General features: G+C 64.5%; 26 protein-coding genes. 13 read left to right on the top strand and 13 right to left on the bottom strand.

Going from position 1 to position 26,831, the window contains the following annotated elements; translation table 11 throughout:
- Positions 1-94 precede the first annotated feature (94 nt).
- From BM118_RS36130 to BM118_RS36115, 4 genes are all read left to right on the top strand, one after another.
- Positions 95-1,603 carry a L,D-transpeptidase family protein gene (locus tag BM118_RS36130; RefSeq protein WP_177235004.1) on the top strand — a complete coding sequence of 503 codons (1,509 nt, stop codon included), beginning with the start codon at positions 95-97 and terminating at the stop codon, positions 1,601-1,603.
- 104 nt (positions 1,604-1,707) lie between these two features.
- The gene (locus BM118_RS36125; RefSeq protein ID WP_092192238.1) at positions 1,708-2,556 is read left to right on the top strand and encodes a protein NO VEIN domain-containing protein; all 849 of its coding nucleotides are present in this window, start codon (positions 1,708-1,710) and stop codon (positions 2,554-2,556) included.
- Between the two features lie 132 nt (positions 2,557-2,688).
- Positions 2,689-2,925, top strand: a complete 237-nt coding sequence (locus tag BM118_RS36120) for an AbrB/MazE/SpoVT family DNA-binding domain-containing protein (protein ID WP_092192311.1) — start codon at positions 2,689-2,691, stop codon at positions 2,923-2,925.
- Complete coding sequence (locus tag BM118_RS36115; protein WP_092192236.1) at positions 2,922-3,326, top strand: PIN domain-containing protein; 405 nt, start codon at positions 2,922-2,924, stop codon at positions 3,324-3,326. The genes BM118_RS36120 and BM118_RS36115 overlap by 4 nt, the downstream gene beginning before the upstream one ends.
- Positions 3,327-3,622: 296 nt before the next feature.
- Here BM118_RS36115 and BM118_RS36110 read toward each other — a convergent pair whose 3' ends face one another.
- The 7 genes from BM118_RS36110 to BM118_RS36080 form a co-directional block, all read right to left on the bottom strand.
- Entirely contained in the window at positions 3,623-4,318 is a 696-nt protein-coding gene (locus tag BM118_RS36110) for a branched-chain amino acid ABC transporter ATP-binding protein (protein WP_092192234.1), read from the bottom strand.
- Positions 4,311-5,045: an ABC transporter ATP-binding protein gene (locus BM118_RS36105; RefSeq protein WP_092192232.1), complete on the bottom strand. Its 735-nt coding sequence runs from the start codon at positions 5,043-5,045 to the stop codon at positions 4,311-4,313. The genes BM118_RS36110 and BM118_RS36105 overlap by 8 nt, the downstream gene beginning before the upstream one ends.
- Entirely contained in the window at positions 5,032-6,147 is a 1,116-nt protein-coding gene (locus tag BM118_RS36100) for a branched-chain amino acid ABC transporter permease (RefSeq protein WP_092192230.1), read from the bottom strand. Before BM118_RS36100 ends, BM118_RS36105 begins: the two co-directional genes overlap by 14 nt.
- A 214-nt stretch (positions 6,148-6,361) precedes the next feature.
- On the bottom strand, positions 6,362-7,579 hold the full coding sequence (locus tag BM118_RS36095; protein ID WP_027545254.1) for a substrate-binding protein: 1,218 nt from the start codon (positions 7,577-7,579) through the stop codon (positions 6,362-6,364).
- A gap of 4 nt (positions 7,580-7,583) precedes the next feature.
- Positions 7,584-8,441 (bottom strand): branched-chain amino acid ABC transporter permease, encoded by an 858-nt coding sequence (locus tag BM118_RS36090; protein ID WP_027577047.1) that lies wholly within the window; start codon positions 8,439-8,441, stop codon positions 7,584-7,586.
- A 138-nt stretch (positions 8,442-8,579) separates the two neighbouring features.
- Positions 8,580-10,094: an amidase gene (locus tag BM118_RS36085; protein ID WP_092192228.1), complete on the bottom strand. Its 1,515-nt coding sequence runs from the start codon at positions 10,092-10,094 to the stop codon at positions 8,580-8,582.
- A gap of 164 nt (positions 10,095-10,258) precedes the next feature.
- Complete coding sequence (locus BM118_RS36080; RefSeq protein WP_177235003.1) at positions 10,259-11,443, bottom strand: substrate-binding domain-containing protein; 1,185 nt, start codon at positions 11,441-11,443, stop codon at positions 10,259-10,261.
- A 179-nt stretch (positions 11,444-11,622) separates the two neighbouring features.
- On the opposite strand from BM118_RS36080, the gene BM118_RS36075 reads away from it, so the two are divergent.
- Positions 11,623-12,066 carry a MarR family winged helix-turn-helix transcriptional regulator gene (locus tag BM118_RS36075; RefSeq protein WP_025576502.1) on the top strand — a complete coding sequence of 148 codons (444 nt, stop codon included), beginning with the start codon at positions 11,623-11,625 and terminating at the stop codon, positions 12,064-12,066.
- Positions 12,067-12,624: 558 nt separating this feature from the next.
- On the opposite strand, the gene secA is transcribed toward BM118_RS36075, so the two are convergent.
- Positions 12,625-15,465, bottom strand: coding sequence for a preprotein translocase subunit SecA (secA, locus tag BM118_RS36070; protein ID WP_092192224.1), 2,841 nt, complete (start codon positions 15,463-15,465; stop codon positions 12,625-12,627).
- 354 nt (positions 15,466-15,819) lie between these two features.
- On the opposite strand from secA, the gene BM118_RS36065 reads away from it, so the two are divergent.
- The 3 genes from BM118_RS36065 to BM118_RS36055 all read left to right on the top strand — a co-directional run bounded on the left by BM118_RS36065 (position 15,820) and on the right by BM118_RS36055 (position 18,479).
- Positions 15,820-16,719: a peptidylprolyl isomerase gene (locus BM118_RS36065; RefSeq protein WP_092192222.1), complete on the top strand. Its 900-nt coding sequence runs from the start codon at positions 15,820-15,822 to the stop codon at positions 16,717-16,719.
- Positions 16,720-16,821: 102 nt separating this feature from the next.
- Complete coding sequence (argJ, locus tag BM118_RS36060) at positions 16,822-18,063, top strand: bifunctional glutamate N-acetyltransferase/amino-acid acetyltransferase ArgJ (protein WP_092192309.1); 1,242 nt, start codon at positions 16,822-16,824, stop codon at positions 18,061-18,063.
- Positions 18,064-18,068: 5 nt separating this feature from the next.
- On the top strand, positions 18,069-18,479 hold the full coding sequence (locus BM118_RS36055) for a (deoxy)nucleoside triphosphate pyrophosphohydrolase (RefSeq protein ID WP_092192220.1): 411 nt from the start codon (positions 18,069-18,071) through the stop codon (positions 18,477-18,479).
- A gap of 212 nt (positions 18,480-18,691) precedes the next feature.
- On the opposite strand, the gene BM118_RS36050 is transcribed toward BM118_RS36055, so the two are convergent.
- Positions 18,692-19,570, bottom strand: a complete 879-nt coding sequence (locus tag BM118_RS36050) for a methyltransferase domain-containing protein (protein WP_092192218.1) — start codon at positions 19,568-19,570, stop codon at positions 18,692-18,694.
- A 202-nt stretch (positions 19,571-19,772) separates the two neighbouring features.
- Here BM118_RS36050 and BM118_RS36045 point away from each other — a divergent pair, with 202 nt between their 5' ends.
- From BM118_RS36045 to BM118_RS36030, 4 genes are read left to right on the top strand one after another with little or no spacing between them, the layout of a single operon-like run.
- Positions 19,773-20,570, top strand: coding sequence for a ComF family protein (locus BM118_RS36045; protein WP_092192216.1), 798 nt, complete (start codon positions 19,773-19,775; stop codon positions 20,568-20,570).
- A gap of 47 nt (positions 20,571-20,617) precedes the next feature.
- The gene (gene grxC / locus BM118_RS36040; protein WP_092192214.1) at positions 20,618-20,893 is read left to right on the top strand and encodes a glutaredoxin 3; all 276 of its coding nucleotides are present in this window, start codon (positions 20,618-20,620) and stop codon (positions 20,891-20,893) included.
- Positions 20,890-21,768, top strand: a complete 879-nt coding sequence (locus BM118_RS36035) for a carbon-nitrogen hydrolase family protein (protein WP_092192212.1) — start codon at positions 20,890-20,892, stop codon at positions 21,766-21,768. Before grxC ends, BM118_RS36035 begins: the two co-directional genes overlap by 4 nt.
- Positions 21,765-22,250 carry a DUF1178 family protein gene (locus tag BM118_RS36030; RefSeq protein WP_092192210.1) on the top strand — a complete coding sequence of 162 codons (486 nt, stop codon included), beginning with the start codon at positions 21,765-21,767 and terminating at the stop codon, positions 22,248-22,250. The genes BM118_RS36035 and BM118_RS36030 overlap by 4 nt, the downstream gene beginning before the upstream one ends.
- A 105-nt stretch (positions 22,251-22,355) precedes the next feature.
- Here the strand turns inward: BM118_RS36030 and BM118_RS36025 are convergent, their stop codons facing one another.
- The 4 genes from BM118_RS36025 to BM118_RS36010 form a co-directional block, all read right to left on the bottom strand.
- Positions 22,356-23,255 (bottom strand): EamA family transporter, encoded by a 900-nt coding sequence (locus tag BM118_RS36025; RefSeq protein ID WP_092192208.1) that lies wholly within the window; start codon positions 23,253-23,255, stop codon positions 22,356-22,358.
- A 263-nt stretch (positions 23,256-23,518) separates the two neighbouring features.
- Positions 23,519-23,800: a GIY-YIG nuclease family protein gene (locus BM118_RS36020; RefSeq protein ID WP_092192206.1), complete on the bottom strand. Its 282-nt coding sequence runs from the start codon at positions 23,798-23,800 to the stop codon at positions 23,519-23,521.
- A 113-nt stretch (positions 23,801-23,913) separates the two neighbouring features.
- Positions 23,914-24,687 (bottom strand): bifunctional 2-polyprenyl-6-hydroxyphenol methylase/3-demethylubiquinol 3-O-methyltransferase UbiG, encoded by a 774-nt coding sequence (ubiG, locus tag BM118_RS36015; protein ID WP_177235002.1) that lies wholly within the window; start codon positions 24,685-24,687, stop codon positions 23,914-23,916.
- 14 nt (positions 24,688-24,701) lie between these two features.
- Positions 24,702-25,169, bottom strand: coding sequence for a PH domain-containing protein (locus BM118_RS36010; RefSeq protein ID WP_092192204.1), 468 nt, complete (start codon positions 25,167-25,169; stop codon positions 24,702-24,704).
- A 163-nt stretch (positions 25,170-25,332) separates the two neighbouring features.
- On the opposite strand from BM118_RS36010, the gene BM118_RS36005 reads away from it, so the two are divergent.
- A complete protein-coding gene (locus BM118_RS36005) occupies positions 25,333-26,589 on the top strand; it encodes an aspartate kinase (protein WP_092192202.1) in 1,257 nt (418 codons plus the stop codon).
- Positions 26,590-26,831: the final 242 nt, after the last annotated feature.

Below are 26,831 nucleotides of genomic sequence, written 5' to 3'. Positions count from 1 at the left end.
AGAATTGGGGTTCGCGCTGCTTGCCCGGCACGGTGTGGGGTCCATCTTGATTTCTCGTTCGCTTGCTCGCGCGCTCTTGGCTTCGGTTGCGCTGATGACGGCCAGTGTCCTGCTGACCGGCTGCGACACCGACCAGGTTTCGCTTGCGACCAACGCCAAGGCCAACCAGCCGGTGCCGCCAAAGCTTCTCGCCGCGATGGTCGAGAAGGACATGGATCTGCAATCCCCGATCCTGGTCCGCCTGTTCAAGCAGGAAGCCGAGCTCGAGGTCTGGAAGCAGACCCGCAACGGCCAGTTCGCGCTGCTCAAGACCTATCCGATCTGCCGCTGGTCGGGCGATCTGGGTCCGAAGGTGCGCGAAGGCGACCGCCAGGCGCCGGAAGGATTCTACTCGATCAATCCGGGCCAGATGAATCCGCAGTCGGCCTATTACCTCTCGTTCAACACGGGCTATCCGAACGCGTTCGACAAGGCTCTGGGCCGTTCCGGCTCGCAGCTGATGGTGCATGGCGACTGCTCCTCGCGCGGCTGCTACGCGATGACGGACGAGCAGATCGCGGAGATCTATTCGCTCGGCCGCGAGTCCTTCTTCGGCGGCCAGAAGGCGTTCCAGCTGCAGGCCTATCCGTTCAAGATGACGCCGGTGAACATGGCCAAGCACCGGAACAATCCGAACATGCCGTTCTGGAAGATGATCAAGGAAGGCTATGATCATTTCGAGGTGACGCGGCAGGAGCCGAAGGTCGATTTCTGCGAGAAGAAGTACGTCTTCGACGCGGCGAAGACGCCGGATGCCAAGCGCGATCCGGTGTTCGACGCGTCCGCAAAGTGCCCGGCCTATGTGATCCCCCAGGACATCGCGAGCGCCGTGCGCGAGAAGGACGCGCGCGACCAGGCCGAGTACGCCAAGCTCGTCGCCAAAGGCACGCCGGTGGCGCGCATGAACACCGGCATCGACGGCGGCATGAACAAGATCTTCGCCGCCAAGATTCCGGAAGGCTCGACCGGCCTGTCGGAGGGCGCCGAAGGCACCACGCTCCAGATGCTGGCGATGGCGAAGGCGCCGGGCACGATCCCCGGCCACGTCAATCCGCCCAAGCCGAATTTCGACGCCGCCGCGCCCACGCCGCAGGAAGAGCCGGTCGTCGCTGTCAGCGCGCCCGCGACCAGCACCCGCGTCGCGGCCGCTGCGCCCGCGGAGAAGTCTCAGGAAAAATCCCAGGGCGGTGGCTTCTTCTCGAACCTCGGCCGCAAGATGGGCCTCGGCACCGCCGACACGACCGCCACCGCTTCGGCTCCGCCGGCGACCGCCTCGGTTGCACCGGCCGCCACGTCCACGACGCCGCCCACCGCAGCGTCGCGGCTGAAAGCGGCAGTGACCCGTTTCGTGCCCGGCCGCGACTCGACCAAGGACGCGCCGAAGCCGGCTGTTGCCGCCGCCAAGCCCGCCGAGCCGGCGAAGCCCGACACGCGCCTCGCCGCAACGCGCCCGGCGCTGAAGCCGACGGTGTCGGATGATTCCGCCGGTGGCCCGCAGATGGCGGGCGCCGCGCCGGTGGTGTCGTCGAATTCGTTCGACAGCCGCTTTGGGGCGGTGAAGTAGGGACGACTTGATCGCTCGCCAAGAATAAGTCCCTTCTGCATCTTCGATGCCGACATTGCACCCAGCACCTTCCCTGATACTCTCCAAGTCCAAGAGGCTGAGACTTGGGCCGCGAGCAAACCGAGGGGATCACTGGAACGCCTTGGACGGAGAGCGAAATCTCCGCCGTGGTCGATAGCTATTTTCGGATGTTGGCCTCCGAGAGAGTGGGCGCGGCCTATAGCAAAGCGCAGAATCGGCGCCAACTCATGACGATCGTGCATCGATCTGAAGGCTCGATCGAACGCAAGCTTCAAAACATTTCCGCCGTCCTCGATGTGCTCGGAGCGCAGTGGATCAACGGCTACAAACCATTGGCGCACTATCAGGACGCCTTGGTGGCTGCCGTTGAACGCAACGTCGGACAGGCACCGGATTTTCTTTACCCCGCGAACATCGATACTCAGCCGCTGGCGCTCAACGACGATGCCGTCTTCGTTGCTCCACCATCTGTCGCAGACTTCGAGAAGACACTGACACCCGCCGTCCGCCGGCTGGTCGGAAAGTTCGACCCCGCCGAGCGCGACGCCAGAAACCGTCAATTGGGCAAAGCCGGCGAGAAATTCGTCGTGGAGTTCGAGCGCGACCGGTTGCGACGCGCTGGGCGTAACGACCTTGCGAATGACGTCCGCTGGGTTTCCGATCTGGACGGCGATGGCCACGGTTACGACGTCCGCTCCTTTGAGCCTGACGGCCAAGAGCGACTACTGGAAATCAAGACGACCTGCGGACACGAACGCACAGCGTTTTGGCTGACCAGGCGGGAAGTCGACGTTGCCGCAGAGAGAAGTGATCAATATCGAATCCGGCGCGTCTTTCACTTTCGTAACCGCGCTCGGATGTTCGAGATAGCTCCCCCGCTTGAGCATGCGCTCTTTATGACGCCAACCACCTACTCCGCCGAACCGAGATAACTCGGCCTTCGACCTTTTTTCGGTCGTCACGCAGGCGGTCCGGGCGAAGTACCCTATTTCCCCGAGCCGCTTGACTCCAATGATATACTCAATATGATATACATTTATACATGGGATATCATAGAGGCAGTCATGCAGGTCTCTAAATGGGGTAACAGCCTTGCGGTCCGGCTGCCCAAAGCGCTGGTAGAGGAGCTAGGTCTGAAGGAAGGCGACGAACTCGACGTGGTCGCCGCCCGTAAGGGCACGATCGAGGTCGAGACCAAGGAGGAGAGGCGCCGACGCGCGATCGCGAATATGCGCGCACGCAACTGGCCGCCCTTGCCCGCTGACTACAAGTTCGATCGCGACGAGGCGAACGAGCGGTGAGCGCATTTCTGGATACCAACATTCTCGTTTACGCGCAGCAGACCGGCACCAAGGCAACGATCTCGCAAGACCTGATCGACCAGGGCGGCACCATCAGCGTGCAAGTCCTGAACGAACTCGCAAACGTCTTGCGCAGGAAGCAGGGGCGAAGCTGGCGCGACATCGAGCTCTTGTTCGATGATATCGACGATACGCTCGATCCGGCGCTCCCGCTGACGGCGAACACCAGCCGTGCGGCCCTTGTGCTGGTGCAGAATGATGGCTTGGCTTTCTACGATGCGCTGATCGTTGCCGCGGCGATCGAAGCCGGTTGCGATATCTTATACAGTGAAGACATGCAGCATGGCCGCAGCATCGGCGGGCTCACGATCGTCAACCCGTTTCTCGGCAGTGTGCCGTGAGCGGCTACACCGAACATAGTCTAACGACGGTGGCGATCCGTTTGAAAACCGAAGTTGACGGTGCGCGAAGCAACAATCTCTCCCACCGTCACCCTGAGGTGGCCGCTTCTTCAGCGGCCCTCGTAGGGCGACGGCCCGACTGCTAGCTCGGCCGTCCATCCTTCGAGGCTCGCTACGCGATGCTACGCATCGCGCCGCTCGCACCTCCAGCGACGACGGCTTCGCCGTCGCGCGGGGATGACGAGACTGGCAGGATGCCTGCGGCGAGAGATAGCCGTAGAGCGGATAGTGAGAACCTACGGCGCCAGATACCGCAGCAGCTCCGGATTGCCCCTCACCTCGGTCGCCTCCCCCTGCAGCGCGACCCTTCCGCGGTCCAGCACGTAGGCATAATCGGCGACGCGGAGTGCGAGGTCGAGGTGCTGCTCGACGATGATGACGGCGATTTCCTTGGCGAGCTCGATCAGACGCTCGGTGATCTCCTCGATGACGCCGATCCAGACGCCTTCGGTGGGCTCGTCGAGCAGCAGCAGTTTCGGATCGCCCAGCATAGCGCGGCCGATGGCGAGCATCTTGCGCTCGCCGCCGGAGAGCGTGCCGGCGGGCTGGTCGAGGCGCTGGCCGAGTTTCGGGAAGATCGTCAGCACGTGGTCGACGGCGTCGGCCTTGCTGCTCGCGAGCGAACCGACGGCGAGATTGTCGCGCACCGACAGGCGCGCGAACACCGAATGCTCCTGCGGGACGTAGCCGATGCCGGCGCGCACGCGCTCCTGGGTCGCGCGGCGGCTGATGTCGCGGCCGTCGAAGGCGACCTCGCCCTTCCACGCCGGCAGCTCGCCGACGATGGTCTTCATCAACGTGGTCTTGCCGGCGCCGTTGCGCCCGAGCACGGCGACGCCGCCACGCCAGGGAATGCCGAGGTTGACGTCGAACAGGACCTGGCTGCGGCCATAGCCGGCGTCGAGATGCTTGATGTCCAAAAATTCAGGCACGGCGCAGATAAATCTCCTGGACGGATTTGTTGGCCTGGATTTCGGACACGGTACCCGAAGCCAGCACCTTGCCCTGGTCGAGCACGGTCAGGCGATCGCAGATGTCGCGGATGAAATCGAGGTCGTGCTCGACGATGACGAGCGAGCAATGTTTTTTGATCGGCTGGAGCAATTCGCCGGTGACGCGGCGCTCTTCCAGGCTCATGCCGCCGGTCGGCTCGTCCAGCAGCAACAGCTTTGGCCTGCCCGCAAGCGCCATTGCGATCTCCAGCCATTGCTGCTGGCCGTGCGACAGCGCCGCCGCCGCGTCGAAGGCGCGGTCGGCGAGGCGGAACTGCGTCAGCATGGTCATGACCTGCTCGTGCAGCGCGCCGCGCGTGCGCGAGAACAGGAGGTCGAACAGCGAGGACTGCGCCTGGAGCGCGAGCAGGATGTTGTCGTAGAGCGTCAGCGTCGGCAGCACGCTGGTGATCTGGAATTTCAGGCTCATGCCGGCGCGGGCACGCTCGGTCGGCGTGAACGCGGTGATGTCGGTGTTGACGAAGCTCACCTTGCCCTGCGTCGGCACCTCGGCACCGGCGATGCACTTCATCAGCGTGCTCTTGCCGGAGCCGTTCGGGCCGATCAGGCCGTGAAACTCGTTCTCGCCGACGGTGAGGGCTGCGCCGTCGAGCGCGGTGAGCTTGCCGAAGATCTTTTTGATGCCCGCGGCCTCAAGGAGCGGCATTGCGCTTCTCCTTTACGGTCTGCTTGTTGTTTTCCTTGGGCTTCGCACCGAAGCTGCCGACCCGTTCGCGCTCGCCCAGCACGAAGCTGATCAGGCCGAGCGGCCGGAACAGGATCACGAGCAGCAGCAGCAAGCCCAGGATGATCGGCCAGATTTCGCGGTAATTGTCGGACAGCCAGAAGCTGACGCCTTCGACGATGACGGCGCCGATGACCGCACCGATCAGCGTGCCGGAGCCGCCGAACAGCACGTAGAGCACCACCTGCGTCGAGACGACGACGCCGACCATGTTGGGCCAGACGAAACCTTCGTGGAAGGCATAGAGGCTGCCGGCAAGGCCTGCGATGGCGCCGCCGATGGTGAAGATGATCGCCTTGAGATGCTGCGCCTTGTAGCCGAAGAAGGCGATGCGCTGCTCGTTCTCGCGCAGACCGGCGAGCGCGAGGCCGAACTGCGAGCGCACCAGGAAGCGGCAGAGCAGATAGACCACGACGAGGATGCCGAGCACGAGATAGTAGAACGCCGGCCCTTCCGAGAACTCGTAACCACCGAGCGTCATCGGCGCGATCGAGGGAATGCCGTTCTGGCCGCCGAGATAATACCAGCCGCGCGCCAGACGATCGGCGGCGTAGGAGCCGGTGAGCGTACCCAGCGACACGAAGATCACGCTGGAGGGATGCCGGCCCAGCAGCAGGAAGCCGCCCAGCAGCAGCGCGAAGGTGAGGCCGATGATGGTGCCCGCGGGCAGCACCAGGAAGATATTGGTGATGTCCAGGTCGCGCGCGAGCAGCGCGACGCCATAGCCGGCCGAGCCGAAGAACAGGGCCTGGCCAAAGCTCATGATGCCGGCATAGCCCCAGACCAGATCGAACGACAGCGCGAACAGCGCGAGGATGATCACCCGCGTCGCGAACACCGTGAGATAGTCCTGCAGCACCAGCGGCGCGAGCAGCGCCGCGACAAGCACGACGCCCTCCACGATCGGCAGGACGTTTCGTCCCGACGTTCGTTCCGCCGGCGCGCTTCCGGTCACCGAAACTTCCGTCCCGCTGTCGATGTCGGCGCGAACGGCCTGCTTAGCTGCACCCATAGACTTCAACATTTCGAATTTGGCATCGTGAGAGGCAGTCCGATTGGTCGGGGTTCACCTCTCCCCATCGGGGAGAGGTCGGATTGCGCCCGGCGATGCGAAGCATCGTCCAGAGCAATCCGGGTGAGGGGCCGCAGCACCCAGTGAGACCGGATCCCCTCACCCGGATCGCATCTTGCGATGCGATCCGACCTCTCCCTACGGGAGAGGTGAAGAACGACGCGCCTCAGCATTCCTTGGGATCGACGAGACCGTCGCTGCGTCCGACGATCTCGTAGTTCCCGCCCTTGGCGACCGCGGTATACATCTTCATCTTGCAGTGCCGCTTGCCCGGCACCATCTCGGCCGGCCCCCCGGGACCTTCGGCGATCTTGGCATGGTCGAGCGCGGCGGCGACCGATTCGCGGTCGATCTTGCCGGCTTCCTTGACTGCAGCCTCCCACAGCTTCAGGCCGCGATAGGTGCCGGTTGCAGCGCTGCCGGCGGCGAACAGGAAGTTGCCCGGAAAGTCCTTCTCATAGGCCGCCTGGATTTTGGCGTCGAACGGGTTCTCCTTGGTCAGCACCTTGAAATAGTCGAGACAGCTCGCGAGCCCCTCGATCTCCGCGGCCTGGTTGATGTTGAGCGTGTTCTCGTCATAGTACACGCAGGCGAGACGGCCGCCGTTCTTGAGGAAGCCCGCTTCATAGAGCTGCTTGAAGAACGGGCCGACGCCCGGCGGAATGACGGTGTTGAAGACGACGTCGACCTTGTTGGAGATGATGCGGTTGACGGTCGAGGAGAAGTCGACCTGGTCGAGCGGATAGTATTCCTCGAACACGACCTCGCCGCCGTTCGATTCGATCACCTTGCGCGCATAGACGTTGAGCGTGTGCGGCCAGACATAGTTGGCGCTGGGCAACGCGAACTTCTTGCCGCCGTTCTTGATCAGCCAGGGGATGAACTCGTCGCACTGCTGCGCCGGCGTCGGGCCGGTGCAGAACAGATAGGGCGTGCACTCCTTGCCTTCGTAGAGCTGCGGATAGATGTAGAGCGTCTTGCCGCGCGCCACGATCGGGTCCTTGATCGCGTTGCGCATCGAGGAGGTGATGCCGCCCAGCACCATGTCGACCTTGTCGCGCTGGATCAGCTTGCGGACGTTGCCGACCGCGACGGATTCGTTCGAGGCGGTGTCCTCGATATAGAGCTCGAGCGGACGGCCGAGCATGCCGCCGGCGGCGTTGATCTCCTTGATCACCATCTTGGCGACGTTGGCGTCGGCATTGCCCGCGTAGGCGATCGGGCCGGTGAGATCGGTGGCGATGCCGACCTTGATCGGGGCTTCGGCCGCATTGGCCCAGGGGGCCGGGATCACCCAGCTGCCGACACCGGTTGCGACCGCGCCGGACGCAAAGGCGAAATTGGAGAGAAAGCGGCGGCGAGAGAGCTGCGTACGATCGAACATGTGACTAAACCCCTTTTCCAGCGATGAGGCCCTGCGGCCGGAATTTGATGAAGACAATGGCGAGCACGAAGACGAGGACGTCGGCGACGACGGGCGCCATCACCCATGGCAGCGCGGCACTGAGCGTGCCGATGACGCCGGCGCCCGCGACCGGCCCGATGAAGGAGCCGACGCCGCCGACCATGACCGCGACAAAGCCCTGGATCAGGAAGCGCAGGCCGAGATCGGCGAACAGGCTGAACACGGGCACGATCAGTGCGCCGGCGAGGCCGGCGAGCGCCGCGCCGAAGGCAAAGGTGGCGCCATAGATCAGCGGCGTGGAGATGCCGGAGGCGCGCGCCAGCGACGGATTTTCCAGCGTAGCGCGGACGCGAAGGCCAAAGCTCGTGCGTGAGAGCAGGAGATAACAACCGCCCATCACCAGCAGCGTGATGACGATGATGGTGAAGCGCCAGGCCGAAATGTGCATCGCGCCGATGTCGATCGAGCCACCGATCGGCTCCGGCACGGTGAGATAGAAGCCGCCGATCAGCCCGCGCACGGATTCGCGGATGATAAGGCCCAGCGCATATGTGCCGAGCATCGCCACGATCGGCGCGGCGTAGAACCGGCGGATGATCAGCGCCTCCAGCACGAAGCCGAGCGCGCCGACCACGAAGGGCGCCGCGACCATGCCGGCCCAGATCGGCAGGCCCTTGGCGTAGGCGAGATAGGTGATGTAGGCCCCGAGCAGAACGAACTCTCCCTGCGCGAAGTTGAAGATGCCCATCATGCTGGCGATGATCCCGAGCCCCAGCACGATCAGGACGATGATCGCGCCAAAGCTCAGGATCTCGAACGCCGCGACGAACGCGTTAGCCATGCGCCAGAGCCTTTCCCGTTCCGATGGAATCGGAACGGGGCTCCAGATTCTCGTTTTGACGCGTTTTCTTGACGCGAGCCGGTATCCACTTCGCTGGAAAACGCTTCAGTGTTCCGTCCGTCTGCATCAACGCCTCGCTCACATCTTCTTCCAGTCGCCGATCTGCTCGTAAGCGTGCGCGGCGCGATAAATCGTGGATTCCTCGAACATGCGGCCGACCAGCATCAGGCCGACGGGCAGGCCGTCGACCATGCCGCAGGGCAGCGACATCGCGGGATGATGGGTGATGTCGAACGGCGCGGTGTTGCCGATCATCTCCAGCGCACGGGCGACGTAATCCTCGCGGCTGGCGGTGGGCTCCGGCAGCTTGGTCGCCTTCATCGGCGTGGTCGGCAGCAGCAGGAGATCGTAATCCCTGAGAGCCTTGTCGTAGGCTGCGGTGAGGCGACGCGAGATGTTCAGCGCCTTGCCGTAATAGCGCGGACCGAAATTGTTGTTGATGTAGGTCCCGAGCAGCAGGAACAGCTTTGTCGTCTCCGACAGCGAGTCCGCCTGCCGGCGCCAGCCGCGATGGAAATCCATCAGCGAGGTCGAATAGAGGTCGCCGCGGCTGAGCCCATAGCCGTCGCCATACATCATGGTCTGGGTCATGCCCTCGGTGCCGATCGGCGTCCAGATCGCGGGGCCGACGAGGTGCATCGGGATCGAGACGGTCTCGACGGTGGCGCCGAGATCCTTGAAACGCTTGGCCGCCTCGCGCACGCTTTCGTTCACCGCGGCTTCCGCGGTCGGCTGCTCAAAGCCTTCCTTGAGGATGCCGATCTTCATGCCTTTCACACCCTGGCCGAGCGCCTTGGTGTAGTCCTCGACCTTGGGCGCCTTGATGCGCGGGTCGTAGCCGTCGTCGCCGGCGAGCACCTCGAGCAGCAGCGCGTTGTCGGCCACGGTCGCCGTCATCGGGCCGGTGTGATCGACAAAAATCTCGATCGGCATGATGCCGGTGTAGGGCACGAGGCCCCAGGTCGGCTTCATGCCGTAGGTGCCGCAGAACGAGGACGGCATGCGGATCGAGCCGCCCTGGTCACCGCCCATCGCCATGTCGGCCTCGCCGAGCGCGACGACGACGCCGCTGCCCGAGGACGAGCCCCCGGCCGAATAGCCCATCTTGTAGGGATTATGCACCGGCCCCACCGCCCCGGTGTGGCTGCCGCCGGACATGCAGAAGGATTCACAGTGTGTCTTGCCGAGGATTTCCCCGCCGGCATCCAGTATGCGCGTGACGACGGTGGCATCGAAATCGGGGACGTAGCCTTCCAGCGTCGCCGAGCCGTTCATCATGGGAACGCCGGCGAGCATGATGTTGTCTTTCAGCGCGACCGTCTTGCCCTTGAGCTTGCCGCTGGCGGCGCCCTTCACCGTCGACTTGCGATACCAGGCGTTGCGCGGGTTCTCCTCGGGGGAAGGCCGATAGCCCGGCGTGCGCGGATATTTCACCTCCGGCACCTCGTCCGGCATCGCGCCGACCAGATTGTAGGCTTCGATCGAGCCCTGCATCAGGCCGCGGAACGAGGCGACATCGTCATCGGTCAGCGCGAGGCCGCACTGCTCGGCGACGCTGCGAAGTTGGGCGGGCGTTGGAAGGACAACTGTCACGGCGCTCTCCTTGAGGCTTCTTGATCCCTGGCTTTGGATGGAGGCCGCTCGCTCGCGCTTGCACAGCGCGGGCCAATCGGCTTCGCCTCGATATTACAGACGGAAATATTTTCCTTTTCAAGTATTATTTCGAAGATCCGCCGCGACAGATGAGCGGCCGGATCTCAGAGCGTCTTGATGAGCTTGAAGTCGAGACCGTCCGCTTCGGCGAGATACATCGGCATCTCGGCGCGGCCATCGCGGATGGTGACGGGGCCGCGGCCCGCCGAATAGACGGTGTTGCGCGCCGCCTTCAGCAGCGGATGCAAGGCCAGGGAGCCGGCACGGTTGGCCACGGACTCCAGGAACCGCAGCCCCTCGTAATTCGACTGGCCGACGGAACCGACAGGCGGCGCGTGCGGGCCGAACATGGCCTGATAGCCACCGAGGAACTCGTCATTGGCGCGCGAGGCCATGCAGTTGAAATAGCCGGAGGCGCAGAACAAATTCTCGGTGTTGTCGGCACCGATGCCGAGAAGCACGGTCTCGTCCATCGCACCCGCCAGCCGCAGCGTCGAGGTGGCGAGGCCAGCCTCGGCGAAGGCGCGGTTGAAGGTGATGCTGTCGGTGCCGATCAGCGAGATCAGCACCACGTCAGGCTTGGCGGCGCGGATGCGCGCCAGATGCGGCTCGTGATTGTCCTCGCCGACGGGAACGAATTCCTCGCCGACGACCTGGCCGCCGGCTTCCTTGATGTAGCGCTTGACCGCGCGATGCGACTGCCAGGGCCAGACGTAATCGCTGCCGATCAGGTACCAGCTCGTCGCCTTCTTGACGTCAGCCAGCCAGTGGATCGACGGCCGGCTCTGCCAGCGCGGTGTCTCGCCGATTGCCATCACGCCCGGCGTGCGCTCGCCGCCCTCGTAGACCGGGGTGTAGATGTAGGGGATGCGATTACCGGTGACCTTGCGCAGCGCGACGCGGACGGCGCTGATATGCGAGCCCATGATCAGGTCGACCTCGTCGAAGGCGATCGCCTGCTCGGCGCGCCGCACCACCTCGTCGATCGGGCCGCCGGAATCGTAGATCGACAGCTCCAGCTCGCGGCCCAAAATGCCGCCGCGCTTGTTGATCTCGGCGACCGCCAGCATCGCGCTGTTGGTGGAGGTCGGGCCCCAGATCCCGGGCGAGCCGGTGAAGGTGAGGAAGTTGCCGATGCGCAGCTTGTTGCGCGCGCCGCGGCGCTTCATGAAATGCGCGTCAACCGGAGACAGGTCGAAGTCGGCCGCCGATGACGACAGATTCCTGAACAGCAAAGACGGCGGCAACGCCGGGCCGCCGTGAGCCGGGAAGTTTACCGTCGCGCGCACGCTAACTCCTGTCTGGCACCAGACCTGAAAGCACATTGAGCAGGCGGCCGCGGCTTCCGCCCTTTTGTTGGGCAATGATCCTATTTTGAAAATATTGAATATTCAAGAATTGAAGTGCATATAGATGCAGCATTGATTGCAAGACATTCACTCATTTGGGTCAAGACGAAGTCTTAGCCGTGGCAAAACCGTCGAAAGAAAACTCCCCGATCACCGAACACCTCGCCTATCTGCTCGCGCAAGCCAACCGGGAGATCAACCGGCAGCTGGAACTGCGGTTGAGCAAGGAAGGTGTTCCCGTCGAGCAATGGCGCATCCTGAAGGTCCTGTCGGACGGCAACGGCCATTCGATGGGCGAGCTTGCGGACGCCGTGCTGCTCAACCATCCGACGCTGACCAAGATGATCGACCGCATGGTCTCCGACACACTGGTCTATCGCGTGCAGGACCCGAACGACCGCCGCAAGGTCCTGATGTTCATCTCCGATCGCGGCAAGGTGCTGTGCAAGAAGCTCAACTCGCTCGCGGTCGACCAGGAGGAGCACATCCTGGAGAGCTACGGCGACAAGTCGACGAGCGAATTGAAGCGGCTCTTGGAGAGCTTGATCGACAGCTCGAATTGAGTCGGCGCGCAATTCAACTCCATCGTCGTCCTGGACAAGCGCAGCTCCCGACAACGCGCAGCGTTGTCTTGAGCGGAGCGCTGATCCAGGACCCATTACCCGAGGATTGAGTTTGACGAAGACTCGTGGTTGCCAGCTCTGCGCGGCAACTTCTCTCTGGGGTAATGGGTCCCGGCCTTCGCCAGGACGACGACGGAGTGAGTTGGAATGCAATCGACCCAACAAACACTGTCGTCCCGGCGAAGGCCGGGACCCATAACCACAAAATTGGGTTTGGTGAAGACTGCTAATTGCTCTTCGCGTGGGACTAAGACCGCACGCTATGGATAGATTCCGCGGTATGGGTCCCGGCCTTCGCCGGGACGACGATGCGGAGAGATGCGCGCCACGCACTCAACCGTCATCGCCCGCGCAGGCGGGCGATCCAGTATTCCAGAGAAGGCTTTGATTGAACCGAGAAGCTGCGGCGCACTTGGTCGCCCGGTCAAGCCGGGCGACGACAGTGGAGAATGAGGCGGGAATGTCGCGCCTCACGCGCGCATGACAGCGAGCTAGCGGTTACGCGTACCGCCCGTGGCAGTGCTTGTACTTCTTGCCGCTACCGCACGGGCAGTCCTCGTTGCGGCCGATCTTGCCCCAGGAGGCTGGGTTCTTCGGATCGCGCTGGGCGGCGTCGGAGGCCGGCGCACCGAGCGTGACGCTGGCGAGCGCCATCTCGTCCTCGCCGGTGTTGGGGTCGAACTTGTGCGCCTCCATCGGCGGCAGCACAGGCGCTTCCTGCTCCGGCGGGACGATCTCGACCCGCATCAGCTGCGCCGTGACGGCCTCGCGCAGGTGCGCGCTCATCTCCTGGAAGAGATTGAAGGCCTCGGTCTTGTACTCCTGGAGCGGATCGCGCTGGCCGTAGCCGCGCAGGCCGATGACCTGGCGCAGATGGTCGAGCATGATCAGATGCTCGCGCCAGAGATGGTCGAGCGTCTGGAGCAAGATGGTCTTCTCGACGTAACGCATCACGTCGGGGCCCCATTGCGCGACCTTGGCGGCCATGTGCTCGTCGGCGCGGGTCTCGATGCGGTTGAGCAGCTCCTCGTCGGCGATGCCCTCTTCCCTGGCCCATTCGTCGACCGGCAGGTCGAGATCGAGCACGCGCTTCAGCTCTTCCTTCAGGCCGGCAACGTCCCACTGCTCGGCATAGGCATGCTCGGGCACGTGCTTGGCGACGAGGTCGTCGATGAAGGCATGGCGCATGTCGGTAATGGTCTCGGCGACGCTGTCGTCCTTCATCAGGTCGACGCGCTGGTCGAAGATCACCTTGCGCTGGTCGTTCTGGACGTTGTCGAACTTGAGCAGGTTTTTGCGGATGTCGAAGTTGCGGGCCTCGACCTTCTGCTGCGCCTTCTCCAGGGCCTTGTTGATCCAGGGATGGATGATGGCCTCGCCCTCTTGCAGGCCGAGACGCTGGAGCATGCTGTCGAGGCGATCCGAGCCGAAGATGCGCATCAGATCGTCTTCCAGCGACAGGAAGAACTTCGAGCGGCCGGGGTCGCCCTGACGGCCGGAACGGCCGCGCAGCTGGTTGTCGATGCGGCGGGATTCGTGACGCTCGGAGCCCATGATGTAGAGGCCACCCGGCTTCTTCACGGTCTTGGCGGGCTTGTTGCCCTTTGCCGGCTCGATCTCGACGGTCTCCTCGGCCTTCAGCACGATCTCGCGGAAGCGCTCGACGTCGGCCTTGATCTGCTCGATCTTCCTGGCCTTCTCGGCCTCGTCCTCGATGCCCGCGGTCTCCTTCGGGATGCGCATATCGAGCGAGCCGCCGAGCTTGATGTCGGTGCCGCGGCCGGCCATGTTGGTCGCGATCGTGATCGCGCCGGGAACGCCGGCTTCGGCGACGATATAGGCTTCCTGCTCGTGGAAGCGCGCGTTCAGCACCGCGAACAGCTTTGCCGGCTTGCCCGCGCGGGCCGCTGCGTAAAGCTTGTCGAGCGCGTTCTCCTTGCCGAAATCGATCTGCTTGTAGCCGTTCTTCTTGAGGAACTCGGCGAGCACTTCCGACTTCTCGATCGACGCCGTGCCGACCAGCACCGGCTGCAGCCGCGAATTGGCGCGCTCGATCTCGGCGAGGATGGCCGAATATTTTTCCTGGTGGGTGCGATAGACCTCGTCGTCCTCATCCAGGCGGCCGACCGGCACGTTGGTCGGGATCTCGACGACTTCGAGCTTGTAGATGTCGAAGAGTTCGTCGGCTTCGGTCAACGCCGTACCGGTCATGCCCGCAAGCTTCTCGTACATGCGGAAGTAATTCTGGAACGTGATCGAGGCCAGCGTCTGGTTCTCGGGCTGAACCTGGACGTGCTCCTTGGCTTCCAGCGCCTGATGCAGGCCTTCCGAATAGCGCCGGCCGGCCATCATGCGGCCGGTGAACTCGTCGATGATGATGACCTCGTCGTCGCGGACGATGTAGTCCTTGTCGCGGGTGAACAGCGTGTGGGCGCGCAGCGCCTGGTTGATGTGATGCACGACGGAGACGTTCTCGACGTCGTAGAGCGACTCGCCCTTGAGCTGGCCGGCGTCGCGCAGCAGCGTCTCGATCTTCTCCATGCCGGCTTCGGTCAGCGTCACCGTGCGCTGCTTCTCGTCGACGTCGTAGTCGGTCTTGTCGAGCTTGGGCAGGAACCCATCGATGGTGTTGTAGAAGTCGGAGCGGTCGTCGAGCGGACCGGAGATGATCAGCGGCGTGCGCGCCTCGTCGATCAGGATGGAGTCGACCTCATCGACGATCGCGTAGAAGTGCGGTCGCTGGACCATGTCCTCGAGCCGGTACTTCATGTTGTCGCGCAGATAGTCGAAGCCGTATTCGTTGTTGGTGCCGTAGGTGATGTCGCAGGCATAGGCCGCCTTGCGCTCGGCATCGTCGAGGCCATGGACGATCACGCCGGTGGTCATGCCGAGGAAGCTGTAGATCTGGCCCATCCAGCCGGAGTCGCGGCGGGCGAGATAGTCGTTGACCGTGACGACGTGGATGCCCTTGCCGGCGAGCGCGTTGAGATAGACCGCCAGCGTCGCCACCAGCGTCTTGCCTTCACCGGTCTTCATCTCGGCGATGTCGCCCTCGTGCAGCACCATGCCGCCGATCAGCTGGACGTCGAAATGGCGCTGGCCGAGCGTGCGCTTGGCGGCCTCGCGCACGGTGGCGAAGGCGGGCACCAGCAGGTCGTCCAAGGTCTTGCCCTCGGCGAGCTGCTTTCTGAAGTCGGCGGTCCGGGCCTTGAGCTCCTCGTCGGAGAGTTTGATGAGCTCGGGCTCCAGCGCGTTGATCGCGTTGACGCGGGATTGATATCCCTTCACCCGCCGGTCGTTGGCGGAGCCGAAAAACTTGCGGGCGAGCGCGCCGATCATGCCTAGTTCCTGTGTTCGCGATTTAACCGCGTTGCAGCCAAGAAGTTGTCACCCGCCTGCCTATCAACTCACCGTGACGCCTGATGGCGCCAGAGCCCGGACTGCGGGGGGTCATCCGCCATATGGGTGGGAATTGGGCAAGTCTGGGTTCAACGGCCAAAAACGCAGCAAAATAAACGCCATCGCCATGGTCGCGACCGGGCAGAGATATGGCCCGGTCAGGGCCTTGTCAACGGCGGGCGCATTGCGGCTAATTCATCATTTTGACAGACTTTTCGCGTTGCCAAGCCCCCCTGAATTGGGCGAGTGTCCGCCCCGCTCGAGCAGCCCCCTGCTTCAACATAAGGATTTTCCATGACCACCTCGTTCCCGGTAATCAAAACCGGCCTGCGCTTCGGGCTCGCCACGGCCCTCGTGGGCTGCCTTGCACTGGCGCTGATCGCGGGTCCCGGCCGGGCTGCCGACGATCCGGTCCTGGCGAAGGTCAATGGCGCGGAAATCAAGAAGAGCGACGTGGCCATGGCCGAGGAGGAACTCGGGCCGAGCCTCGCCCAGATGGACCCGGCGACCAAGGACGAGAACGTCCTGTCCTTCCTGATCGACATGAAAATCGTCAGCAAGGCTGCCGAAGACAAGAAGGTCGCCGACAGCGAGGAGTTCAAGAAGCGCCTGGCGTTCGCCCGCAACCGCCTCCTGATGGACAGCCTGCTCGCCAACGAGGGCAAGGCCGCCACCACCCCCGACGCCATGAAGAAGGTCTATGAGGAGGCCTCCAAGCAGATCACCGGCGAGCAGGAGGTGCGCGCCCGCCACATCCTGGTCGAGACCGAGGACGAGGCCAAGGCGGTGAAGGCCGAGCTCGACAAGGGCGCCGATTTCGCCGAGCTCGCCAAGAAGAAGTCCAAGGATCCGGGCTCCGCCGACGGCGGCGACCTCGGCTTCTTCACCAAGGAGCAGATGGTGCCGGAATTCTCGACGGTGGCCTTCGCGCTGGAGCCGGGCAAGATCTCCGACCCCGTGAAGTCGCAGTTCGGCTGGCACATCATCAAGGTCGAGGAAAAGCGCAGCCGCAAGGCGCCGGACTTCGAGCAGGTCAAGGCCCAGATCGAGCAGTACGTCACCCGCAAGGCCCAGGCCGACTACGTCGCCAAGCTGCGCACGGAAGCCAAGGTCGAGCGGCTGGACCAGCCGGCGGCGCCGGCCGACGCGGCGAAGCCCTCCGACAGCAAGATGGCGCCCCCTGCGAAGAAGTAAGAATTCGCTGTCACTTCGCGGACGCCAATAGTATCTAACGTCGCAATGGCCGGGCAAATGCCCGGCCATCTGCATATCCAGACCTCACCAAGGCGCCCCGCGATGTCCTCCTCCGTCTCTCCCCTCGCCCCGAAACACGTTCCCGACATGCCCGTGATCGCGGGCGTCCGCCTTGCGACGGCCGAGGCCGGCATCCGCTACAAGAACCGCACCGACGTGCTGCTGGCGGTGATGGACAAGGGCACCGCGGTGGCCGGCGTCTTCACCAGGTCGAAATGCCCGTCCGCGCCGGTGGAATGGTGCCGCGCCAAGCTGAAGGGCGGCAAGGCGCGTGCCCTCGTGGTGAATTCCGGCAATGCCAACGCCTTCACCGGCAAGACCGGCCGCAGCTCCACCGCGCTGACCGCCAAGATCGCGGCCAAAGCCGTCGGATGCAGCGAGAGCGAGATCTTCCTGGCCTCGACCGGCGTGATCGGCGAGCCGCTGGACGCGACCAAGTTCGACGGCGTGCTGGGCCGGCTGGCCGAGACCGCCGAGCCCGGCGACTATCTCGCCGCGGCCAAGGCGATCATGACCACCGACACCTTCCCCAAGGTCGCGACCGCGACCGTCAAGCTCGGCAAGGCCAAGGTCACCATCAACGGCATGGCCAAGGGCGCCGGCATGATCGCGCCCGACATGGCGACGATGCTGTCGTTCGTCTTCACCGACGCGCCGATCGCGCCGGCCGCGCTGCAAGCGCTGCTCAAGAGCGGCGTCGAGGACACCTTCAACGCGGTGACGATCGACGGCGACACCTCGACCTCGGACACGCTGCTGGCGTTCGCGACGGGCGCCGCCGCCGAGCACGGTGCGCCCAAAATCAGCCGCGCCAGCGATCCCAGGCTGAAGGCCTTCGTCAAGGCCTTCAACCAGGTGCTCGCCAACCTCGCCGAGCAGGTCGCCCGCGACGGCGAAGGCGCGCGCAAGCTGGTCGAGATCACCGTCGAAGGCGCCAAGACCAAGGCGTCGGCGCGCAAGATCGCGATGTCGATCGCGAACTCGCCGCTGGTGAAGACCGCGATCGCCGGCGAGGACGCCAACTGGGGCCGCGTGGTGATGGCCGTCGGCAAGGCCGGCGAGCCGGCCGACCGCGACAAGCTCTCGATCTCCTTCAACGGCATCCGCGTCGCCAAGAGCGGCGCGCGCGATCCTGACTACGACGAAGCGCAGGTGTCGGAGGCGATGAAGGCGCCGGAGATCGCGATCAAGGTCTCGCTCGGCCTCGGCAAGGGCCGCGACCGCGTCATGACCTGCGACCTCACCAAGGAGTATGTCGCGATCAACGGGGATTACAGGTCATAGTCTCCATGACCACTCTCAAGCTCACACTGGTGGTGGCCTGCGCGCTTGTCGACGCCGACAAGCGCGTCCTGATCGCGCAGCGCCCCGAAGGCAAGGCGCTGGCCGGCCTCTGGGAATTTCCCGGCGGCAAACTCGAGCCCGGCGAGCGGCCAGAGCAGAGCCTGATCCGCGAGCTGCACGAAGAGCTCGGCATTACCGTCGCCGAGCCCTGCCTGGCGCCGCTGACCTTCGCGAGCTACGGCTACGAGACCTTCCACCTGTTGATGCCGCTCTATATCTGCCGGCGCTGGGAAGGGATCGTCACCGCACGCGAGGGCCAGACCCTCGCCTGGGTCCGTGCCAACAAGCTGCGTGACTACCCGATGCCGCCCGCGGACATTCCGCTGATCCCGCATTTGATTGATCTGCTGATGTGAAGCCAAGGCGCGCGGCGCGTCACTCCATCGTCGTCCCGGACAAGCGCGCCCAAAGCGCGCGCAGATCCGGGCCCCATAACCACAGGGTCATCCTGTAGAGGAAGTGGTCACTCCGAGTCGTGACAACAACCACTTCCTGTGGTTATGGGTCCCGGCCTTCGCCGGGACGACATCGAATTCTTGGGCGGCGATCTCGGCCATGACGGAGGAGCCTACGTCTCCCCCGCCTTCTTCACCGCCTCCGCAAGACTCGCTTTCGCCGACCCCGGCTTGAGCGGCTGCTGCTGGCTCGCATGCGGGGCCCAGCCGGAGAGCCAGATGATGTCGAACGTCGCGCGGATGCGGCCGTCGGCGTCGGCAAAGCGTTCGGCATAGATCTCGGCCATCCGCAGCAGCGTCGCGCGCCGGCTCGGCGTGCGGCGGCGTTCGATCAGCACATTGGCCGCGCCCATGCGCCTGATATCCTGCATCAGTGCAAAGGCATTGGCATAGCGCACTACGACACGGTCGACGTCGGTGACCGGCAGCGCAAAGCCCGCACGCTGCAACAGCGCGCCGATGTCGCGCAGATCGGCGAACGGCGCGACGCGCGGCGACACCCCGCCCTCGCATTCGGCTTCGGCGGCCGCAAAAGCCTGGCGCAGCTCGGTCAGGCTGTCGCCGCCGATCATCGCGGCCAGCAGCAAGCCATCCGGCTTCAGCGCGCGACGGACCTGCGCCAGCACGCCCGGCAGGTCGTTGACGAATTGCAGCGCCAGCGCCGAGACGACGAGATCGAGGCTTTCAGGCGTGAAGGGCAGCTTCTCCTCGCCGGTTTCGCCAAGTGCAATCCGTTGAAGTGACGGCAGCCGCGCGCGCAAGGCCGCGAGGCCCTCACCGGGCGTCCAGAGATCGGCCGGGGCGTGAAACTCCCGCATCACCGCGGCGAGCCGGTCGGACATGTCCTCGGCGACCCGATCGAGCAGGAAGCTCACGGCGCCTTGCGCCTGCGCACGGCGTTGCCGCGCGTGCAGCAAGGCACGATCGAACAAGGCGGGCGGGGTTTGCGGGGTCTGAGCCATGCCGCTGGTTACGCCGATCACGCGGGCCATTGCAATCTCCTCTCTCGTGTCCCGGACGCGCTGCAGCGCTCTTTGCGCTGCTGCGCAGGTCGGGACCCAGAAGACAACACCATGCGATGCGGTGAGATGGGCCCCGGCTCAGCAGCGCACTGCTTCGCGTTGCGCTGCGTCCGGGGCACGAGACCGAAGCTCGCGACTTGAGCCCACGCCGACGTGACGCTAGCCTTCCCCCATGGAAGCCGACGCCGCCCCCTCCCGCTCCATCGCCGCGCCGCTACGTGCCGCATGGACGGCCGGCCGCCACGCGCTGGCGCGCGCGGCAAGGCTCGCGCTCGACATCGCGCTGCCGACCTTGTGCGTGTCCTGCCGCGAGCCGGTCGATGGCGAGGGCGTGTGCGCGGCCTGCTGGGCGCGACTGTCGTTCATCGAGCGGCCCTATTGCCCGCGGCTCGGCATTCCCTTCGTCTACGACCCCGGCCCCGACATGCTGTCGATGGAGGCGATTGCGAGCCCGCCGGCCTACATGCGGGCGCGCGCGGCGGTGCGCTATGACGACGTCGCGCGCACGCTGGTGCACGCACTGAAATACCAGGATCGCACCGATCTGGCGCCCGCCATGGGCCGCTGGATGGCGCGCGCGGGCGGCGAGCTGCTCACAGGGGCCGACATGCTGATTCCCGTGCCCTTGCATTGGCGAAGGGCCTGGCGGCGACGCTACAACCAGTCCGGAGCGCTCGCGCGCAGCATCGAGCGGCAGAGCGGCGTCAAGGTACGCGGCGAGGTGCTGCGCCGGGTGCGCGCCACCGAGCAGCAGATCGGCCTGTCGCGGGCCCAGCGCGCCACTAATGTGCAGGGCGCATTCCAGGTATCTCCCGACCGTCAGGCCGAGGTGCAGGGCCGCCGTATCATCCTGATCGACGACGTCCTGACGTCGGGGGCGACGCTGGATGCCTGCGCCCGTGCCTTGCTGCGCGCCAAAGCGGCCCAGGTCGACGTGCTGGTCTTTGCCCGGGTTGTGGAGACCCGGTGAAGTCCCATATAATTCAATGAATTCATGACATGAGAGCGCCAGACGACATGACCGCTGCTGTCGAGATCTACACCAGGCCGGGCTGCGGCTATTGTTCCGCGGCCAAATCGTTGCTGACCCGCAAGAAGGCGACCTTCACGGAGTTCGACGTCGCCAAGAACCCGTCCTGGCGCGACGAGATGTACGGTCGCGCCGGCGAGGGCTCGACCTTCCCGCAGATCTGGATCGGCGGCAGCCATGTCGGCGGTTGCGACGACCTCTACGCGCTCGATCGCGAGGGCAAGCTCGAGGGCATGCTCGAAAGTGTGAAGGCTGAATCATGAGCGACAACAGGACCTTCACCGCCGCGATGGTGCAGATGCGCACCGGCCTGATGCCCGAGCCCAGCCTCGCGCAGGCCACCAGGCTGATCCGGCAGGCCGCGGCCAACGGCGCCGACTACGTGCAGACGCCCGAAGTCAGCAACATGATGCAGCTCAACCGCAAGGCGCTGTTCGAGCAGCTCCAGAGCGAAGAGAACGACGCCTCGCTGAAGGCTTACCGCGCGCTCGCGGCTGAACTGAAGATCCACATCCATGTCGGCTCGCTGGCATTGCGTTTCTCCGACGAAAAAGCGGTCAACCGCTCGTTCCTGATCGGGCCCGAGGGCGATGTGCTCGCGAGCTACGACAAGATCCACATGTTCGACATCAAGCTGCCGGACGGCGAGAGCTATCGCGAATCCGCCAATTACCAGCCGGGCGAGACCGCCGTGATCTCCGACCTGCCCTGGGGCCGGGTCGGGCTGACGATCTGCTACGACGTGCGCTTCCCCGCGCTCTACCGCGCGCTGGCCGAAAGCGGCGCGTACTTCATCACCGTGCCCTCGGCCTTCACCCGCAAGACCGGCGAGGCGCATTGGCACGTGCTGCTGCGTTCGCGCGCGATCGAGACCGGCTGCTTCATCTTCGCCGCCGCACAGGCCGGCCTGCACGAGAACAAGCGCGAGACCTATGGCCACTCGCTGATCATCGACCCCTGGGGCGAGATCCTCGCCGAGGGCGATGTCGAACCCGGTATCATCATGGCAAAAATCGATCCGGCCAAGGTCGAGACCGCCCGCCGGGCGATCCCGTCGCTCCAGCACGGCCGCCGCTTCGGCGTCGCCGATCCCAAGGCCGGGCCGGATCATCTGCATCTGGTACGGGGATCGGCATGATCCGCTACGCGCTTCACTGCGACCGCAACCACGCATTCGAAAGCTGGTTCCAGAGTTCGTCGGCCTACGATTCGCAGGTGAAGCGCAAGCTCGTGACCTGCCCGATCTGCGGCTCGGCCAAGGTCGAGAAGGCGATCATGGCCCCGCGCATCGTCGGCAAGAAAGGCCGCGGGCCCGCCACGCCGCCGCCGGAGCCCACCGCCGCAACCACCGCGCCCGAGGCTGCACCGTCAGGACCGACCTCGCTGCTGATGGCGCAGGAGCGCGAGCTGCGCGCCAAGCTCAAGGAGCTGCGCGATCACATCGTCAAGAACGCCGACAATGTCGGCGAGCGCTTCCCCAACGAAGCCCGCGCGATGCATTACGGCGACAAGGAGCACCGCCCGATCTACGGCGAGGCCTCGCCCGAAGAGGCGAAGTCGCTGATCGACGAAGGTATCGAGGTCTCCCCGCTGCCGACGCTGCCGGAAGACCGGAATTAGGCCCGTCGTTCCGGGGCGCGCAAAGCGCGAACCCGGAACCTCGAGATTCTCAGGTGCGCAATTGCGCACCATAGTTCGATGCTGCGCATCGCCCCGGAATGACGACTACACCCCCACCAACACCGCCACGCCCACAACGATCAGCGCGATGCCGAAAATCTCGCGCGGCGCGATCGGCTGCTTGAACGAGTAGTAGGCGACACCTTGCGCGAACAGCACCTCGATCAGCGCGAGCGTGCGGACATTGGCGGCGGCCGTCAGCGCGAACGCCAGAAACCAGAATTGCGAGGCGAAGGCGCCCATGAAGCCGGCGAGCAGCGACGGCTTCCATAGCCCCAGGATCGACTGAAGCACCTTTGGCGCGCGCCAGAGCAGATAGATCGTCAGGATCAGGGTCTGCACGAACAGGCCGAGCACCAGCGTGAACGACGCTGCCGTCACGAACGACACGCCCGGCACGTTGATGATCGCGCCGCGGAAACCGACCGCGGAGAGTGCGAACGCCGCGGCCGCGACGAGGCCGGTGATGGTCGGCTTCAGCTCGGCAAAGCTCTTCTCGCCACCCGGCCGCAGCGCCGTGACGACGACACCGACGGTCGCGATCACGATCGCCAGCACTTTCAGCCAGGTCAGGTGATCGCCGAGGAAGACGAAGCCGAAGATCGCGGTCTGGATCGCTTCGGTCTTGAGGTAAGCCGTCGTCACCACGAAGGAGCGGTCGTTCATGGCGAGCAGCATCAGGCCGGTCGCGACGATCTGGCTGAGCGCCCCGAGCAGCAGCCAGGGCCAGAACACCGACGGCGGCATGCCGAGATGATCGCCGGTCGCGGCCAGCACCACGCCGAGAAACAGCAGCGAGAACGGGAAGCCGAACAGGAAGCGGATATTGGTCGCGCCCCACGTCCCCAGCGGCTTCGTCAGCGAGCGCTGCATCGCATTGCGCGCGACCTGCCCGAGCGCGGCAATGACGGTGAAGGGAATCCAGAGGCTGGCGATGGTGAGCATGGGGGGGCGGATTGGTTGGAAAGGTAGGGTGATTAGCGTGACGGGAACAGACTCACTGGTCAACCACATGGGCGTCATGGGTGCGATGCTCGCGCAACAAGCACACTGTCGTCCCTGCGAACGCAGGGACCCATAACCCCAGGGAGCAGTTTTACGAAAGCTGCCAGCCCGCACATCCACCACCGTCCGCCGCCGATAGATTCCGCGGTATGGGTCCCTGCGTTCGCAGGGACGACAGGTGGGGGTTTGGCGCGGCCGGCGTGTTAAACTAACAGATCGCTCAGATCACGCCACTCCGGATTCTCCCGCTCGATCAGCTCGATCTTCCAGTCGCGCTTCCAGCGCTTCAGTTGCTTTTCACGGGCGATCGCGTCTTCCGCTCGCTCGAAGGCCTCGGTGTAAACGAGCCGATACACTCCGTATCGCTTGACGAACTCCGAGCCCTTGCCGTTCCGATGCTCTTCCAGCCGTTTCTGGAGTGAGTTGGTGATGCCGATGTAGAGCGTTCCGTGATGGCGGCTGGCGAGGATGTAGACGTAGTACATGCTCGGAGCGCCTGTCTCGGCTAACGACTGTCGCCTGGGGTTATGGGTCCCTGCGTTCGCAGGGACGACGCCTTTGGTGGTGAAGCAGCGGAGCCCTACAAGCTGTGCCCCCCTCACACCATCCCTTCCGCCACCACCATGTAATTCACGTCCATGTCGGAGGAGAGGGTCCATTTGTCGGCGAAGGGGCTGTAGACGACGCCGGTCTGCTCGGTGATGACGAGGCGGTTGTCGAGGAGGTATTTCGTCAGCTCGTCGGGCGTGACGAACTTGTTCCATTCGTGGGTGCCGCGCGGCAGCCAGCGCAGGACGTATTCGGCGCCGACGATGGCGAGCGCGAAGCTCTTCCAGTTCCGGTTCAGCGTCGAGACCACCATCAGCCCGTTCGGCTTCAGCATCGCGGCGCAGCGCTTGAGGAAAACGCCGACATCGACGACGTGCTCGACCACCTCCATCGCCAGCACAATGTCGAAGCGCTCGCGCGGGTCGATCTCCTCCACCGTGGTGCAGCGGTAGTCGATCGCAAGATGGCTCTTGTCGGCGTGCAGTTTTGCGGCCGCAATATTGCTCTGCGAGGGATCGACGCCGATGACCTGGGCCCCTAGCCGTGACAGCGGCTCACAGAGCAGGCCGGCGCCGCAGCCGATGTCGAGCACGCGCAGGCCGCCGAGGCAATTGAGGCTGCGCACGTTGCGCTCGAACTTGCGGCAGGCGGCGTCGCGGATGTAGCCGAGCCGCAGCGGGTTGATCCGGTGCAGCGGCGCCATCTTGCCGTTGGGGTCCCACCACTCCGCGGAGAGTTTTGAGAATTTCGCGATCTCGGCGGCGTCGACGGTCGAGCCCGGCTGGGCCGTTGCGGATGCGGAAGTATTTTGCTGCATGCTCATGGTTACGCGCGGTCCTACCGCGTGGTGATCGAACTACGGAAGGCGAGCGGCGAAGCGATGGTCCTGATCGTCTCGATCCCCTCGCCGACACCGCGAATGGTCACGTCGCCGTAGTTGAGAATACGTCCAAGAATCGTCTGATCGACGTCGACGCTCTCGACCTTGTCCAGCGCCATCTCGAAGGTGCGGCGCTTGATGAACCCGGTCTTGTGCACAACCCTGAGGTTGGTGACGTCGGTCTCGGTGGTGAAGCGATGGAACCAGCCCTTCACGGTCCAGTACAGGGCGGCCAGCGCCACCAGGCCGGAGCCGAACAGGGACAGGATCATCACACTGTAGATGCCGCTCTGCCGGGACAGGGCGAACAGGGCCAGGGCGACGATCCAGGCCACGATCGCCGGGAAATAGAAGATCCAGTGCGCATTGGTCGAATACAGCACCCGCTCGCCCGGTTGCAGGATCTCGTCGATGTAACGCGCCATGATCTCGGTTAACCTATTGCCCCCAAGCCAGACCTCGAGCCTGCCCCCGCAGGAACCCGCTTGCCCCCGGCCCCGCCGCTATGTATACGCGCGGTCGGTGTCCGCGAGGCCCGTCCAGTGCGGGCCACCATACTGATCCTTATGAGGGAATGCACGCGTCGTCATGAGCCGCCTCGTGATGAAATTCGGCGGCACATCCGTCGCCAACATCGAACGCATCCGCAACGTCGCACGCCATGTGAAGCGTGAGGTCGACGCCGGCCACGAAGTGGCCGTGGTCGTCTCGGCGATGTCGGGCAAAACCAACGAGCTGGTGGCCTGGTGCACCGAGGCCTCGCCGATGCACGATGCGCGCGAATACGACGCCGTCGTCGCCTCCGGCGAACAGGTGACGTCCGGCCTTCTTGCCATCGTGCTCCAGAGCATGGGCATCCAGGCCCGCTCCTGGCAGGGCTGGCAGATCCCGATCAAGACCAGCGACGCCCATGCCTCGGCCCGGATCGAGGACATCGACGGCAGCGAGATCATCAAGCGCTTTAGGGATCGCAAGGAAGTCGCGGTCATCGCCGGCTTCCAGGGCATCAACCCCGAGACGAACCGGATCACCACGCTCGGCCGTGGCGGCTCCGACACCTCGGCCGTGGCGATCGCCGCCGCCGTCAAGGCCGACCGCTGCGACATCTACACCGACGTCGACGGCGTCTACACCACCGACCCGCGAATCGTGCCGAAGGCCAAGAGGCTCGACAAGATCGCGTTCGAAGACATGCTGGAACTGGCCTCGCAGGGCGCTAAAGTGCTCCAGGTCCGCTCGGTGGAACTCGGCATGGTCCACAACATGCCGATCTTCGTCCGCTCGAGCTTCGACAAGCCCGAGGATATCGACCCGCATGCCAACCAGCCGCCCGGCACGCTGATCTGCAGCGAGGAGGAGATCATGGAAAGCCACGTCGTCACCGGCATCGCCTTTTCGAAGGACGAAGCCCAGATTTCGGTGCGCCAGATCGAGGACAAGCCGGGCGTCGCCGCGTCGATCTTCGGCCCGCTGGCGGATGCCAACATCAACGTCGACATGATCGTGCAGGGCGTCTCCGAGGACGGCAAGACCACCGACCTCACCTTCACCGTGCCGGCCGCCGACTACACCCGCGCCAAGGACACGATTACCGCCGCCAAGGGCAAGATCGGCTACGCCCGGCTCGATACCGCCACCGACGTCGCCAAGATATCGGTAATCGGCAGCGGCATGCGCAGCCATGCCGGCGTCGCCGCCCAGGCATTCTCGGCCCTCGCCGGACGGAATATCAACATCCGGGCCATTACAACCTCCGAGATCAAATTCTCGGTATTGATCGACACCGCCTATACCGAGCTTGCGGTGCGGACCCTGCACACGCTCTACGGCCTCGATCAGGCTTAGGCTAATTTTCTCTTAGCGGTCGCAGCAAACGCGAAGGTGTACACACCTTCGCGTCTGGCAGGCGTTTTGCTTGGCAAAACAAGCCCCAATTCGCTATACGGCGAACAGGGTGGGCTGCCACATACTGTGCCCCAGTTGAGGCGGTGCTGATTCGGCTCAGGCGCCAAGTCTGAAGAAGATTTGGGCCCGGGCCGGCGCCGGATGAGCAAATTCGTTGTTTTTCTGGATTTTCGGGCGAGCCG

It is taken from the genome of Bradyrhizobium sp. cf659, assembly GCF_900113725.1.
Lineage (GTDB): Bacteria > Pseudomonadota > Alphaproteobacteria > Rhizobiales > Xanthobacteraceae > Bradyrhizobium.
This window is presented reverse-complemented; position numbering and strand designations above follow the sequence as displayed.